Origin of the sequence: Pseudoalteromonas arctica (assembly GCF_012927645.1) — a bacterium.
GTDB lineage: Bacteria > Pseudomonadota > Gammaproteobacteria > Enterobacterales > Alteromonadaceae > Pseudoalteromonas > Pseudoalteromonas arctica_A.
In genome coordinates, this window is the sequence record NZ_JABBMT010000051.1 from 1 (window position 1) to 14538 (window position 14538).

Annotated in this window: 11 protein-coding genes and 1 pseudogene; 8 read left to right on the forward strand and 4 right to left on the reverse strand. The window is 41.1% G+C overall.

Translation table 11 applies throughout. The features are described from left to right. Nucleotides 1–399: 399 nt before the first annotated feature. A complete protein-coding gene (locus HHO47_RS18235) occupies nucleotides 400–1386 on the reverse strand; it encodes a 2-hydroxyacid dehydrogenase (RefSeq protein ID WP_169021593.1) in 987 nt (328 codons plus the stop codon). After that, entirely contained in the window at nucleotides 1346–1867 is a 522-nt protein-coding gene (locus HHO47_RS18240; protein WP_169021584.1) for a glutathione peroxidase, read from the reverse strand. The genes HHO47_RS18235 and HHO47_RS18240 overlap by 41 nt, the downstream gene beginning before the upstream one ends. A gap of 122 nt (nucleotides 1868–1989) precedes the next feature. On the opposite strand from HHO47_RS18240, the gene HHO47_RS18245 reads away from it, so the two are divergent. After that, nucleotides 1990–2871 carry an NAD(P)-dependent oxidoreductase gene (locus tag HHO47_RS18245; protein ID WP_169021585.1) on the forward strand — a complete coding sequence of 294 codons (882 nt, stop codon included), beginning with the start codon at nucleotides 1990–1992 and terminating at the stop codon, nucleotides 2869–2871. A 100-nt stretch (nucleotides 2872–2971) separates the two neighbouring features. On the opposite strand, the gene sbcB is transcribed toward HHO47_RS18245, so the two are convergent. Continuing rightward, complete coding sequence (sbcB, locus tag HHO47_RS18250) at nucleotides 2972–4417, reverse strand: exodeoxyribonuclease I (protein WP_169021586.1); 1446 nt, start codon at nucleotides 4415–4417, stop codon at nucleotides 2972–2974. Nucleotides 4418–4921: 504 nt separating this feature from the next. On the opposite strand from sbcB, the pseudogene HHO47_RS18255 reads away from it, so the two are divergent. Together HHO47_RS18255 and HHO47_RS18260 are read left to right on the forward strand one after the other, a co-directional pair. Beyond that, nucleotides 4922–5242: pseudogene (locus HHO47_RS18255) on the forward strand (carbohydrate porin); the annotation flags it as partial. A 149-nt stretch (nucleotides 5243–5391) separates the two neighbouring features. After that, nucleotides 5392–6318, forward strand: coding sequence for a LysR substrate-binding domain-containing protein (locus HHO47_RS18260; RefSeq protein ID WP_169021587.1), 927 nt, complete (start codon nucleotides 5392–5394; stop codon nucleotides 6316–6318). An 80-nt stretch (nucleotides 6319–6398) separates the two neighbouring features. Here the strand turns inward: HHO47_RS18260 and HHO47_RS18265 are convergent, their stop codons facing one another. Then, a complete protein-coding gene (locus tag HHO47_RS18265; RefSeq protein ID WP_211183774.1) occupies nucleotides 6399–8084 on the reverse strand; it encodes a BCCT family transporter in 1686 nt (561 codons plus the stop codon). 354 nt (nucleotides 8085–8438) lie between these two features. On the opposite strand from HHO47_RS18265, the gene HHO47_RS18270 reads away from it, so the two are divergent. The 5 genes from HHO47_RS18270 to HHO47_RS18290 all read left to right on the forward strand — a co-directional run bounded on the left by HHO47_RS18270 (nucleotide 8439) and on the right by HHO47_RS18290 (nucleotide 14200). Further along, nucleotides 8439–9626 carry an aromatic ring-hydroxylating oxygenase subunit alpha gene (locus HHO47_RS18270; RefSeq protein ID WP_169021588.1) on the forward strand — a complete coding sequence of 396 codons (1188 nt, stop codon included), beginning with the start codon at nucleotides 8439–8441 and terminating at the stop codon, nucleotides 9624–9626. Continuing rightward, entirely contained in the window at nucleotides 9627–11045 is a 1419-nt protein-coding gene (locus HHO47_RS18275) for an aldehyde dehydrogenase family protein (RefSeq protein ID WP_169021589.1), read from the forward strand. Between the two features lie 96 nt (nucleotides 11046–11141). Further along, the gene (locus HHO47_RS18280; RefSeq protein ID WP_169021590.1) at nucleotides 11142–12533 is read left to right on the forward strand and encodes an FAD-dependent oxidoreductase; all 1392 of its coding nucleotides are present in this window, start codon (nucleotides 11142–11144) and stop codon (nucleotides 12531–12533) included. A gap of 3 nt (nucleotides 12534–12536) precedes the next feature. After that, entirely contained in the window at nucleotides 12537–13853 is a 1317-nt protein-coding gene (locus HHO47_RS18285; RefSeq protein ID WP_169021591.1) for an NAD(P)/FAD-dependent oxidoreductase, read from the forward strand. Then, nucleotides 13850–14200 (forward strand): cupin domain-containing protein, encoded by a 351-nt coding sequence (locus tag HHO47_RS18290; protein ID WP_169021592.1) that lies wholly within the window; start codon nucleotides 13850–13852, stop codon nucleotides 14198–14200. The genes HHO47_RS18285 and HHO47_RS18290 overlap by 4 nt, the downstream gene beginning before the upstream one ends. Nucleotides 14201–14538: the final 338 nt, after the last annotated feature.

The following is a 14538-nucleotide window of genomic DNA, read 5'->3' on the forward strand; positions in this document are numbered from 1 at the left end:
GGGCTTTTAATTGATTTGAAACTTGGTTAATCTGCATGTGAACTCTGTTTTTAGTCATTTTTTATTGGCGTAACTATTTGATCATTAACAGAGTTCAACTTCAAGTTTTCTTAAGATCCAACCTATGTACGATAGCTAGCTCTCATAACGCTTATTGAACACCATTGTGGTGGTTTATAACACCCCAAAACGGCGGTTAATAATGTTATCGGACATAATTAGGATCCTACTCATCAGAGCAGGACTAAGTTTGACTTTTTCAGTGTCCGGTTTTCGCAGCCTGCCAGCCAACTTGGTTGATTTTTTGTGCCTTGGTTTTTAAACTTTGACCTAGCACCTAGCACCTAGCACCTAGCACCTAGCACCTAGCACCTAGCACCTAGCACCTAAATCAACCCCTTACTTAACCTCATTACTCAGTGGTTGGTTGTTCGAAAACTCAATCGCATTATTCACGGTGATTTGCGCAATTTCGCTTAATGCTTCTTTGGTAAAAAAGCCTTGGTGTCCGGTGACCAGTACATTTGGAAAGCTCACTAAACGCGAAAACACATCATCTTGCATGATTTCATCGCTGCGGTTTTTAAAAAATAACTCTGATTCTTGCTCGTAAACATCCAGCCCTAGATAACCCAATTTTTTAGTTTTAAGTGCGCCAATACAGGCTTTGCTATCAACTAATGCGCCGCGGGAAGTGTTTATAAGCATCACCCCTTGCTTCATTTTTACGAATGCTTGTTCGTTGATCATATGATGAGTTTGCTCGGTTAACGGGCAGTGCAAAGAGATCACATCGCTTTGGCTTAATAAAGTGTCTAGATCACAAATTGTATAATTGCCTGATACTGCATAAGGGTCGCAAACTAATACATTTGCACCAAAGCCATTGAGTATATTTACTAAAGCCAAGCCAATTTTTCCACAGCCAATGATACCAATGGTTTTCTTGAATAAGTTAAAGCCAAGCAAGCCATTTAAATCAAAATTATCTTCACGGATACGATTATAGGCTTTGTGAGTTTTACGATTGAGGGTAAGCATTAATGCCACGCAGTGCTCTGCAACTGCTTCAGGACTGTAAGCTGGTACACGGCATACTTTTATATTGTGTGCTTTGGCAGCTGCTAAATCGACATTATTAAAGCCTGCACAACGAAGTAGAATGCATTTAACGTTAAATTGAGCAAGCTGCTCAATAACCGTTCTATCAACGACATCGTTTACAAATACGCATACCGCATTAAAGCCTTGGCTAAGTATGGCAGTTTTCGCATCAAGAGGTTGTTCAAAACGGGTTAATTTGATGCGTGTTTGATTGTTTAAACAGGCATCAAAAGATGCATGTTCATATTTTTGCGAACTGAAAAGCGCTATCGTTAGTTGCATCATTAATATTACTCTCTATGACCTGTTTCAAGGTGTCGGGTTTAGTGCGCGGTGCATAACGTACCGCCAATTGTCCCTCAGAGTTTATTAGAAACTTAGTGAAATTCCATTTTATAGCACGATTTTGTGCAATTCCTCGGGTATGTGCTTTTAAATAGTTAAATAACGGATGAGCATCAGGGCCATTGACCATTACTTTACTAAACACAGGAAAACTAACATTAAACTGTTGTTGATAAAAGTCTTTAATATCAATGTTGTCTATTGGCTCATTGTAATCAAATTGATTACACGGAAATGCCAGCACAGTAAAACCATTCGCTTTATATTGCTGATACAGTTTTTCGAGTGCGCTTAACTGCACCGAAAAGTTACATTTACTGGCGGTATTTACGATTAAAATCGTTTTGCCTTTTAACTGACTTAAAGCAAAATTTTCGCCGTTATAAAGCGAGGCACTGAATTGATATATGCTATCCATAGGTTACCTATTTTGTGTCGTCCATGAAGAAATTTAATGAAAACTTTTTCATTCGCTTTTTTACTGTTCGGTTGAGATAATCAAAGTATCTTTTTAAGTTACCACTGAAATAGGTCAATTTTATGTCAATGAAAGTCGCATTTATCGGTTTAGGTGTAATGGGTTATCCAATGGCGGGTCATTTAGCAACTGCCGGCCATCAAGTAACCGTGTATAACCGTACCACAGAAAAAGCACAGCAATGGGCAGAAAAATACGCAGGTGAGGTGGCATTAACGCCAGCAAAAGCCGCAGAGCATGCAGATATCGTATTTATGTGTGTAGGTAACGATGATGATTTACGCTCAGTCGTTTATGGTGCTGACGGGGTGATCACTGGAATGCAAGCAGGCACTATTTTAGTCGATCACACCACGACTTCAGCCGAAGTTGCGCGCGAAGTATCCGCTAATGCGGCATTAAAAGGTATTGCGTTTATTGATGCGCCAGTATCGGGTGGTCAAGCTGGCGCTGAAAATGGTGTATTAACAGTCATGGCCGGTGGCGACACCGCAGTGTTTGCAAAAGTACAACCAGTTATGGCGGCATTTAGCCGTTTTAGCCAGTTACTTGGCGAAGTCGGCTCTGGACAGTTGTGTAAGATGGTTAATCAAATTTGTATCGCTGGCGTTGTACAAGGCTTGGCCGAGGGTTTACATTTTGCTAAACAAGCAGGCCTTGATGGCGAAAAAGTCATTGAGACGATTGCAAAAGGTGCCGCTGGTTCATGGCAAATGGAAAACCGTTACAAAACCATGTGGGCAGGTGAGTACGAATTTGGCTTTGCTGTCGATTGGATGCGTAAAGATTTAGGTATTGCGTTAGATGAAGCAAGAAATAATGGTGCCACTTTACCGATGACCGCGACAGTCGATCAGTACTACGCTGATGTGCAAGCACTTGGTGGTGGGCGTTTTGACACATCAAGTTTATTGGCGCGAATTGAAGCACTTCATAAAAAATAGGATTGCTATTTATTAAAAAAAGCCGCGAATAACTCTACTCGCAGCTTTAAATCTCGTACTTTGTTCTGCAAACTAGCGCTCTTTATAAGTAACGGGCAAACTACATACTTTGCGCGTAGTTATACAGTGCTTTTAGAATCGTGAGATTCTTTTCGTTATCGTCATGTTCATGGGCGAGATTTTCTAGCGTAACCATAAAATCTTGTGCGCTGATCGAGGGCTGATCTTCACCATGCATTAATTTGTTTTGGCAATATTGACGCCACTGATCAAGTTCATCTTGATTAAGCGATTGCGGCCAGTTACGGGCGCGGTATTTAAACAATAAGTTATCAAACTTCTTATCTTCAAAATTAAGCTTCATACCCGCTAATTGTTCAGGGTTGGCATCACGAATAATGGCAAACTTTGCTTTATCAGCATGGCTAGTGAAACCGTCGTACAACATGTAATCAGTATTGGTGGTTTTACCGTAATCGGGCTTATCGTTAAATACTTCAGTCACTTTATTGCGAAGGCTTGGGTTGGCTTTTAAAATCGCAAGATTTTTTAAGCACTGCTCGCGGTCAATGCCTAAACGGGCGGCGTTTTCAGGTAATAAGGTTTTAGCAGGCGCTAAAATAGGGCATTTATTTAAATGTACCAGTTTTAAACCAACAGGCAGTTCATCATCGGCAAGCTCACTGCGTTTGGTATAAAGGCGGGTACGCAACTCTTCAATTGATAAATCGAGTAATACTTGTGGGTCTTCAGTTAAATTAAAACATACCACCGCATTTTTATTAAGCGGATGAAAACTCATCGGCGCAATCCAACTGGTACAGCCTTGGGTAGCAGGAATACGTGATGAAGTATGTACCAGTGGCGTCATATTAAATACATCTACTAACTCAGCTAAGGCTTTTTTACCGCGCAAACTAAAAAAGAAGTTATACAGTTTCGGCTGTTTTTCTTTTATTAGTTTAGCCAAAGCAATCGTCGCGGTTACATCAGATAACGCATCATGTGCCGCAGCGTGTTCAATACCATTTGTAACGGTTAAATGTTCCAGCTTAAAACTTGGGCTGCCATCTTCTTTAAGCGGCCATTCAATACCTTCAGGGCGCAGTGCATAACAAGCACGCACTAAATCTATAATGTCCCAGCGGCTGTTATTATTTTTGTATTCGCGCTCGTAAGGGTCGTAAAAGTTACGATAAAAGCTATAACGGCTTACTTCATCATCAAAACGAATACTGTTATAACCGGCCACGCAGGTATTAGGAACACTAAATTCAGCATGAATTTTGGCAATAAACTCAGCCTCAACTAAACCTTTTTGTATCGCTACTTGCGGAGTAATACCAGTGATCAAACACGCCTCAGGATGCGGCAAGTAATCTGCCACCGGCTTGCAATATTCAATTAATGGCTCACCAATAATGTTTAAATCAAGGTCGGTACGAATACCTGCAAACTGGCTTGGCCTATCTTTTTGTGGACTCGCCCCCCAGGTCTCATAATCGTGCCAATAGATTGTTGCTTGATTTTGCTCTTGATAAGCCATTAAAAAACCCTTTAAGTTAGCTTGCAACGGTCTATATACCCAAGCCACCTCAAGATGCGAGCTTCAGTTGGAATTAAAAGCGATTTAGGCAAGGCATTGACTGCAAGTAATGGTTATTCCCTTGCTAAAATCAATAACGCAGTATAAATCGCTTTTAAACCAACCCGTTGGGCATTTCACAGGCACTTACTCTCATCGTTGTTACTTCTTAAAAGGGATTGCCATTCCTGCAAAGTAACGCCTTGATATTAAGAACCTGTGAAACGCTGAATTCTGCATCTTGAGGTGGTTTGGGTATACGCCAAGTTACTAAATTTATGAATTATTTAGATTATGGCATATGGGCGGGGGAGTTTGTAGGTTATTTATGATTACTACGCGGGGTAATTAAAGTGGTTGGTTTACTTATTGTTATTAGACTAAAGTCGATAGGTTGATTTTATTCATTTATTAGGTTTGTTTTTAGCGTTTGTTGAAATTGTACGAACAGCTTAAAGTTCAGTTGTCGGTGCTTACTCTTTTTACGATAGTATTGCTGCGCAAGCGACAACATCGAATGCGAATGTTGCCTATAATTTAGCCGTAGACAGGGGGCCAGTTACAGGGTTACAATTTTATAATGACTATGGAGTCATTTACGATAAGTCAGACAATAGTGAAGATACCTGGATGAATGTGACAGGTTTTTCAGTCGCTGCTGGCGGGCTTTTTACTTACTTTGATTTTGTAAACGCGAAGAATCAGCCTTTTGTTGGAGGCTCTGTTGCCGGTGATAGTGACGATGTAGAACAACGATTCAACATTAATATTGGCTATTATTTCTAAGATAGGAGTGTAAATATATAGTTAATACATTTACACTTTGTATGACTAATTGATACTTTAAATTGAGGTATGCACACCTGTACATCGGTTTAGAGAATGGCCCACCCACATCTTCCATGTTCCTTAAATAGTAGTAAGTAGGAAGCACAATGAAAATAAACCCGTTACCGCCGTTAAATAGTTTGGTTGCATTTGAAGCGTCAGCTCGCCACCTTAGTTTTACTTTAGCTGCACAAGAGCTCAATGTTACTCAAGGCGCGATTAGCCGACAAATTCGCCAATTAGAAGATTATCTAGGTAAGACCTTGTTTACAAGAGCAAGCAGAAGCATTCACTTAACTCCGGCTGGCTTACAATATTATCAAACAGTAAATCGTTCTTTGTTAGAGATAGCTGACATAACAGGCCAAGTTAAAAAATGGCAAGGAGATAAAAAAATCACGGTTGCGACCACAAATGCAATGGCTTCATTATGGTTACTACCCAAAGTTGCGGAGTTTCAAAACTTACATGATGATATAGATTTACGAATTCTTGCTTCTGACAATGTATTCGACTTAACAAAATTAGAATGTGATATAGGTCTTTTTTACTGTCGAACGCCTCCTCTAGATGTAAATGTTACTCCCTTATTTAGTGAGGAAGTATTTCCTGTCTGTAGCCCTAGTTATTTAAGTAAAATTGGCAACCCAACAGCAGCAAGCGAGATATTTTCAAAAACTATTTTAAACTTAGATGAAATGCAAATGGGTTGGGTGAATTGGGAGGAATGGTTTACAGGCGTAGATCTTGATTTTATTGAACCAAAAAATCGAGTCAATATAAATAACTACCCAATGCTGTTACAGGCGTGTATTAATGGTCAAGGCATTGCTTTGGCATGGGGATCACTTGTTGATGAATATTTACAAAGTGGTGTACTAATACGCCCAACTGAACACGTGCTGGCAACAAACTCTAAGTTTTCAATGCTTGAGCCTAATAATGGTGGGCGTGTCCCAGCAAGTGTTAAATTGTTCAGGGAATGGTTGCTAACACAATTACCCATAGAGGTTGGTGATACAGGCTTAATTTAAACAGGGTTCGAGATAACTTATGAGATGAGAAAGCTCCCGTAAATTACGAGAGCTTTTTTATAACGAATTAAAAATCAAAGTTAGTCTGTTTTATGAGCAGGGTTTAGATGCTCAACAGGCCCATCTAGCTGCTCTTCACAGGGATGAACATGTTGTGGCAGCATAGCCCAAGGTTTTGGCTCACGGCGTATACTGTAAAACAGCGTAACCCCCATCATTAATATAAAAATGGAAATAGGGAAGCCAATGATAATAGAGGCATATTTAATCGCTTGTAGGCCACCTGCGTATATTAAAACCCATGCAATTAGCGCGATAACAACACCCCATAAAATACGAATTGATTTTGGTGGTTCAGTATCGCCTGCTGCATCTAGGATACATAAAATTAAAGTTCCTGAATCAGCCGATGTAATAAAGTAAGTTGCAAGTAAAATGCAAGCAAGTACGCTTAGTAAGTTACCAAGGATCGCACCATCTAAGTTATCAAATAGAGTGAATAACGCACGCGTACTGTCTTTCTTCGTCGCATTTAATATTTGTCCGCCAGCAAATTCGCCAGTGTCTATTTGAGTTTCTGCGCTTGATATTGCTGTTTGTTGCTGATAAGCAACTCGCTCATTTTGTTCCATTTTAAGTGCACTTCCACCAAAAACAGATAGCCAAATAAATGCAATGACTGTTGGAGCAATAAGCGCACCCCCAATGAGCTCCCTGATCGTGCGCCCGCGGGAAATACGCGCTATAAACATACCCACAAAAGGTGCCCATGTCATCCACCAAGGCCAATAAAAGGCAGTCCAAGAGCTTTGCCAACCTGAATCACTTTGAGTGTCAGTCCATAGGCCCATACTGACTAGGTTTTGCATGTAGTTTCCAGTACTTTCCATAAATATATTAAGAACATACCGGGTAGGACCTATTGCTAGAACAATTAATACTAATAAAAGTGACAGTAACATATTCCATTGAGACAAAAGCCGAATACCACGGCCAACCCCAGACAACACCGAGCCAACAGCTATCGTACACAAAGTAATAATTAATATTGATTGGGTCATTAAGCTCACCTCAATACCAAAAGTTTGCTCTAACCCTGAGTTGATCTGAATAACGCCTAAACTTAACGTTTGGGCAATACCAAATGCAGTGACAGCAACAGTAATAATATCTGCAACATGACCAATGGGTCCGTAAATACGCTCGCCAACAAGAGGGTATAAAATCGATCTAAATGTAAAAGGTAAGCCTTTACGGTACGAAAAATAAGAAAGGGCCAGTGCAACAATAACAAATAACGACCATGGGTGGAGTCCCCAATGGTAAAATGTTAGTTGCATTGACATTGAGGCCGCTTCATCAGTTAGCCCCTTTGTAAATGGATTAGAGGCATAGTGCCACATTGGCTCAGCGACCGACCAAAAAACTAACCCTATGCCCATTCCCCCTGAAAATAACATGGCAATCCATGCCCAAAAATTGAACTCGGGCTTATCATCATCATTTTCACTTAATCTAATATGACCATAACGGCTAACCATAAGGTAAGCTAAAAACCCAACGACTAAAGTGACTAAGCCGATAGAAAACCACTTCATATTGTAAAGTAGAAAGGTAGATAGAGTTTCGAAATATTGCCCCGCTTTATTTGCAAGTATCACAATAAATAATATAAACGCAATGAGTATAACTTTTGACGCTATCGTCACCGTGGGGTTTAGCCCTTTGAGAACCCCCGACTTAGCTCTAATGACGGATTTTTTCATGTGTGTGCCCCGATGTTGTTTTTCTTGTTGAATAAGTTTTAAGAAACTAAAAAATTAACCAGTATTTTACAAATGATTAATTCTCATTGGTTCATGAGTTTTGGTTATGTGAGCGTTTAGCACTGTGTGCTTTGGAAATGTATAAAATAGTAATACATGATAAAAACTCATAGGTGGGAGGCTAATTAATCGTTTGTTTACTGCGTTTTTGTTAATCAAAATCAACCCAATTGATAACAAAATGTAGTTGCGCTGAATAGGCTTATTTGAAGTTGGTTGTGTCTAACGTTTAAAGAAAGCCATGGTGTTTCTGCAATTGTATGTACTGTCACTTCCACATTTGGAGATACAACAATGAGCATTGCAAAACAAACAATTATTCCTATTCAACAAATTGACCGAGTACTAAACCCTATCCATGAAGCAACGGGTATGCCTAATGAAGCTTATACAAATCCTGAGTATTTTAAATTTGAGCGTGATCACGTTTTTAGCAATACTTGGGTATGCGTCGGTTTTGCATCTGATTTAATAAAAAATGGTTATGTTTTACCTGTTGATTTTATGGATTTGCCTTTATTGATGATGAAAAACCGCCAAGGCGATGTGCAAGTATTTCATAATGTATGTAGCCACCGAGGTATGAAGTTAGTGCACGAAGCGGGTGAAGTTCAGGGCATGATCCGCTGCCCTTATCACTCTTGGACCTATGATTTAAATGGCAGTCTAAAAGGCACACCTCATGTGGGAGGTATAGGCAAACATAAAGACGATCGCTTTAAATGTGAGCAACACGGGTTAAAACCACTGCGTTCAGCTATATGGATGGATATGGTATTTGTTAACTTATCTGCCGATGCGCCAAGTTTTGAGCAACATATTGCGCCTCTTCAAAAACGTTGGCATGAATTTTTAGGCGATGATGGGCTTAGTTTATTACGCAGAGCGAATATGGGCGGTCACCTCGAAATCGAAGTTAAAAGTAACTGGAAGCTAACCATAGAGAACTTTTGTGAAGCCTATCACTTACCTTGGGTTCACCCTGCATTAAACACTTATTCGAAGCTAGAAGATCATTACAATATTATGTTTGATGAACGCTTTTCTGGCCAAGGAAGCTACAAATATAATTTATCCGATACTGCAGGGACCCATCTTCCTAAATTTCCTAGCTGGCCAGAAGATAAACTGCGCCATGCCGAATACATTGCGTTGTTTCCAAATGTATTAATTGGCATTCAAGCTGATCATGCATTTGCCATGATGATTGACCCAATTAGCACTGACAAAACGATTGAGCGGCTACGTATATTTTATATCACCGATGAAGCAACTAAAGATGAATATGCTGCGTGTCGTACTGCAACACTTGAATCTTGGCGAGTTGTGTTTGGTGAAGATATCGGTGCTGTTGAAGGGATGCAGCAAGGTCGTTATTCACCGGGATTTGGTGGTGGTGCATTTTCACCAGAAATGGATACGCCAACTCATTTTTTCCAAATTTGGTTAGCGCAGCAAGTTAAATCAGTGTCGGAGGCTTAAATGAAGCATTATTTAAATTATATCGATGGCCAGTGGGTCGATGCTGAGCAGTACCTTACGGTCATTAATCCTGCTACGGCGATGGCATATGCCACGATAGCAAGTGCCACGATAAAGGATGCAGATAATGCAATGCAAGCTGCAAGTCTATGCGTGCAAGGCGGTGAGCTTTCGCAGGTGCGCCCGGCCATTCGCACCACTTGGATGCTCAACGCTGCACAAGCAATTAGGGATATAGCGGATGAAGGAGCTTTAGTTCTTTGCCGTGAAAATGGCAAATCAATTATTGATGCTAAAGATGAGTTTTTAGAGGCTGCTCGTTATTTTGAGTATTACGGCGGGATGGCCGATAAACTTGAAGGCACATCTATCCCTTTAGGTAAAAACTATATTGATTTTACACAATATGTGCCAATGGGCGTGTCGGTTCAAATTGTTCCATGGAATTTCCCCGTATCAATTTGTGCACGGTCTTTAGCACCTGCATTAGCATCAGGGAATGCGGTGGTGATCAAATCACCCGAAATATCTCCAGTTGGCATGGTGTATTTAATTAAAGCGTTGCAAAAAGCAGGCTTTCCTAAAGGGGCTGTTAACTTACTGTGTGGTAAAGGCTCCACTGTCGGCAGCCACTTAGTTTCACATAAAGAGGTGGATCAGATTGTTTTTACAGGCTCTGTTCCTACTGGGCAGCGAATATTAAAAGATGCTGCTGCACGAGCTACGCCGTCTGTCATGGAATTAGGTGGGAAGTCGGCTGCTATAGTTCTCAATGATGCTGATATACATAAAGTTATTAATAGTGTACGTGCTGGAATTTTCTTTAATGCAGGGCAAGTTTGCTCAGCTATGTCACGTCTTTTAATTCACCAATCACGGTATCAAGAAATAAAAAATGCTGTGGTTGCAATGGCACAAAGCTTAGTGATTGGTTCAGGCGAACATCAAGTTGATTTAACGCCCGTGGTTTCAAAAGAGCAACAAACCAGTGTATTAGCAATGATTGAACAAGCAAAGCAAGAAGGTGCAAATATACTCACAGGTGGTTTTGCACCCGATTTACCCGGTTATTTCGTCGCCCCTACGGTAATTGAAGCAACGGCTGATATGTCGATTGCTCAACAAGAAGTGTTTGGCCCTGTATTAGTTATGATGCCTTTTGAAGACGAACAACACGCTGTAGATATTGCAAATGGCACTGAATTTGGCTTAGTTGCCGGTGTATTTGGTGAAGGGTTGAATCCGACTCTGCAAATTGCGCAACAGCTACGTGGTGGACAGGTATTTATTAATGAATGGTTTGCTGGTGGAATTGAAACACCATTTGGTGGCGTTGGCTTGTCTGGTTTTGGCCGAGAAAAAGGCCAAGAAGCAATTTATAGTTATGTACAAACACGCAATATAGCCGTTCGTTTATAGCTCTTGGGTAATCATGTTAGCTTGAAATGACCTGTTTATATTTGCTCTTATAAACAGTAAACAGGTCACTTTGAGCTCAATAAGTAGGATAAAAAAATGAAAAAGTGGCTCTGTATTATTTGTGGTCTGATCTACGATGAAGCTGAAGGCTGGCCTGCAGATGGAATTTTACCAGGCACTCGCTGGGAAGATGTACCTGAGGATTGGGTATGCCCTGATTGCCTTGTTGGTAAAGCTGATTTTGAAATGATGGAGTTAAGCGACGATGAAAATACGCTTGTATCAGACCAAGCTATTGCGGCTAAATCTGACGATATAGCACCACTGAGCGCACCTATCGTTATTGTTGGCAGTGGTCACAGTGGTTATCACGTTGCAGCTGCATTACGTAGACAATCAAAAACAGTCGATATTACAGTATTTACAGCTGATGATGGTGCTTTATACAGTAAGCCAGCGTTGTCTAACTCATTTGCACAAGCTAAGCAAACAGCTGACTTACAAAGCGAAACGGCCCTTGATTGGGAAAGTAGACTCAATATTCGTGTTTATCCATTTACGCGTGTTGAACACATAAACCGTGAAACGAAAACTCTCTTGACTAGTATTGGCACATACCAGTACGGGCGTTTAGTGATCGCTACTGGGGCAACAGCCATTGAAGTACCTATTTCAGGAGATTGCAGTCACGTATTTAGCGTAAACGACTTGATGGATCATGATCGATTTACACGCCACCTTGGTGGGAAAAAGCGCGTTGCAATTTTAGGGGATGGTTTAATTGGTTGTGAGTTTGCTAATGATTTAATTGCTAGTGGCTACCAAGTTTCTGTCATTGGATTAGGTCAATGGCCTATGTCACGCTTGATCCCACGTGTTTTAGGTGAAGTTTTACAACAAAAACTGTCAGAGTTGGGTGTTCAATGGTTTCTTCAAAACAGTATTAGCCATATAGAGCCGAATAATGATTCGGGCTCAATCGTTAAACTAAGCAGTGGCGAAGAACTCGAGGTTGATATTGTACTGTCTGCGGTCGGTTTAAAGCCCAACACATACTTAGCAGAGCAAGCAGGACTTGATGTTGAGCGAGGCATAATTGTCAATGATTATGGCCAAACCAGCGATGAAGCTATTTTTTCTTTAGGAGATTGTGCTCAAACATCACAAGGTTGGCAACCTTATATAGCACCAATTAATCAAATGCTCCCAGCGTTGGTTAATAGCTTATTAGGTAAATTTGAAAAAGCTGAGTTTGTCGCGTCACCTGTGTTAGTGAAAACACCGATCATGCCTTTATCAATTTACCCCGTTGCAGCGCAAACACAAGGACAATGGCATATTAAGCAGCAAGAAGAAGAGTTTACAGCCGTGTTTAACTGTGCAGAGGGTAAAGTATTAGGATTTGCTTTATTGGGTAAACAGGTGCAATCGACACGCAATTATTGGCTTGGACAGATTGATTTACCAACACATGTTGTAACGGAGTAGCAAATGATTAATCTACCACATGATGATAATACTTGCGGCTGGTATCACGCGCTAACACCTCAAATTGAAAAGCCGAGCTTAAAAGGCGCTCAAAGTGCCGATTATGTTGTTTTAGGGGCTGGGTTCGCAGGACTTGCAATGGCAAGACGTTTGGCTGAACTTGAACCCAATGCTCGTATTGTTCTAATTGATGCGCAACAAGTTGGCCAAGGCGCATCAGGGCGCAATTCTGGATTTGTAATCGATTTGCCGCATAAATTTTCATTAGAGCATCCAGATCCTGCCCATAAACAAAGGCTATTGTCGTTAAATCGTGCTGCAATTAAGCAGCTGTCATCTTTAATTGATAAACACAATATTGATTGTCAATGGTCCGCCGCCGGAAAATACCAAGGCGCAGTAGGGCCGCGAGGTGAAGCTTATTTAGACCATTTTGAGCATTTAATGACAGACCTAGGTGAGCCATTTGAACATGTTGATAGTAATCAACTAGCTAAAGTACTGGGCACAGATTACTACAGCCGTGCTATTTATACCCCCGGTGGTTATTTAGTTCAACCTGCTGCGTTGGCTTGTGGGCTTGCAGCGAGTCTACCAAGCAATGTTGAAGTACTTGAAAATTCGCCTATCCAACGTTTAACAAAAGAGCAGGGAGCTTGGCAGTTACACGGAGAAAATGGCAGTATTAAAACAGCAAAGCTGTTATTAGGCACCAGTATTTTCACCCGCGAGTTTGGTTTTTTAAAGAACCGGCTATTACCCGTGATGACCTTTGCGAGCTGGACCCGACCATTAACCGATTATGAAATGCACCACTACAGCGGGACGCTTGATTGGGGGCTCACACCTGCTGACCATGCTGGCACAACTTTGAGAATGACCGCTGATCGACGCATTTTAATTCGCAATACCTATAAACACGTTACGAAATATGGCAACAGCATTAACGATAAAGTGCGTGCAGACATTCAGAGCGAACATCGCAAAGTTTTTCTAGCTAGGTATCCCCAATTAGCTCATGTACCTTTCACTCATACGTGGGGAGGGAGCTATGCTATTTCACGAAATTTCACCAATTTCTTTGGCGAACTTGATGATGGGGTCTACGCCAGTGCTTGTGATAACGGTGTGGGTGTCGCTTGGGGAACAGTATCAGGTAGTTTACTGGCTGATTACGTCGTCGGCGCAACGTCAAATGCGTTGAGTGATATACAAAAAGTAACCGGCATGCCGAGCTTAAACCCACCAGAGCCATTCTTAGGTTTAGGGGTAAAAAGCCGGATCAAGTTGGCTAAATGGCAAAGCAGGAGTGAAATATGAAACAGGTAAAATTAGTTGACAGCAAACTACTTAATTTCAATGTACGTGGTGACAATCCAGGTATGGCTTATGTCGCGCGAGCGCTGAGCACTGAAATATCACCTAATATCGGTGTCGGCTTTGCTAAATGGGAGGGCGCAGAGGTTGCATGGACTGTGCTCTACGATGAGGTTATCTTTGTTATTGAAGGTTGTTTTGAGCTCACGGCAGATGGCGAAACTCATCATGTATATCCGGGTCAAATGCTTTGGATACCCGAAGGAACCGAGTTGGTTTACGGTGGCTATGCACTATTTGGTTATGTAGTGCACCCTGGAAATTGGAAGGAACTTCACGGTATCGTCTAAAGCCAATAACGTTAAACTTAGTTCCCAAGCCCTTAATTCAACCCGCCGTTAAAGGCTTTTTAGTTAATCGATGTTCTACGCGCTATAAATATACCCGTGGTTAATGAATAGCGCCTGTTTTTTCTGGCTCGTTAGAGCTTCAGTAACACTTAAAGAAATAACCCGCCGTGAAATTTTTGAAAAGGTACTTGATCCAATAACAGATAGAGGTGTAAGCGTATAGCTAACGACACCTAGCTTTGCTAATGTTCCAAGGTAGCAGTGGCTCAAGGTTATCTGGCTGCTCAGCAAGGTGCTGTAAGCAAGTAGTGATATAGTCATGCACCACAAGGTCATTT

Excerpts from the sequence above, each read along its gene's own strand:
- HHO47_RS18235 (WP_169021593.1), bottom strand. The coding sequence starts at position 1,386 with ATGCAACTAACGATAGCGCTTTTCAGTTCGCAAAAATATGAACATGCA.
- HHO47_RS18240 (WP_169021584.1), bottom strand. The coding sequence starts at position 1,867 with ATGGATAGCATATATCAATTCAGTGCCTCGCTTTATAACGGCGAAAAT.
- HHO47_RS18245 (WP_169021585.1), top strand. The coding sequence starts at position 1,990 with ATGTCAATGAAAGTCGCATTTATCGGTTTAGGTGTAATGGGTTATCCA.
- sbcB (WP_169021586.1), bottom strand. The coding sequence starts at position 4,417 with ATGGCTTATCAAGAGCAAAATCAAGCAACAATCTATTGGCACGATTAT.
- HHO47_RS18260 (WP_169021587.1), top strand. The coding sequence starts at position 5,392 with ATGAAAATAAACCCGTTACCGCCGTTAAATAGTTTGGTTGCATTTGAA.
- HHO47_RS18265 (WP_211183774.1), bottom strand. The coding sequence starts at position 8,084 with ATGAAAAAATCCGTCATTAGAGCTAAGTCGGGGGTTCTCAAAGGGCTA.
- HHO47_RS18270 (WP_169021588.1), top strand. The coding sequence starts at position 8,439 with ATGAGCATTGCAAAACAAACAATTATTCCTATTCAACAAATTGACCGA.
- HHO47_RS18275 (WP_169021589.1), top strand. The coding sequence starts at position 9,627 with ATGAAGCATTATTTAAATTATATCGATGGCCAGTGGGTCGATGCTGAG.
- HHO47_RS18280 (WP_169021590.1), top strand. The coding sequence starts at position 11,142 with ATGAAAAAGTGGCTCTGTATTATTTGTGGTCTGATCTACGATGAAGCT.
- HHO47_RS18285 (WP_169021591.1), top strand. The coding sequence starts at position 12,537 with ATGATTAATCTACCACATGATGATAATACTTGCGGCTGGTATCACGCG.
- HHO47_RS18290 (WP_169021592.1), top strand. The coding sequence starts at position 13,850 with ATGAAACAGGTAAAATTAGTTGACAGCAAACTACTTAATTTCAATGTA.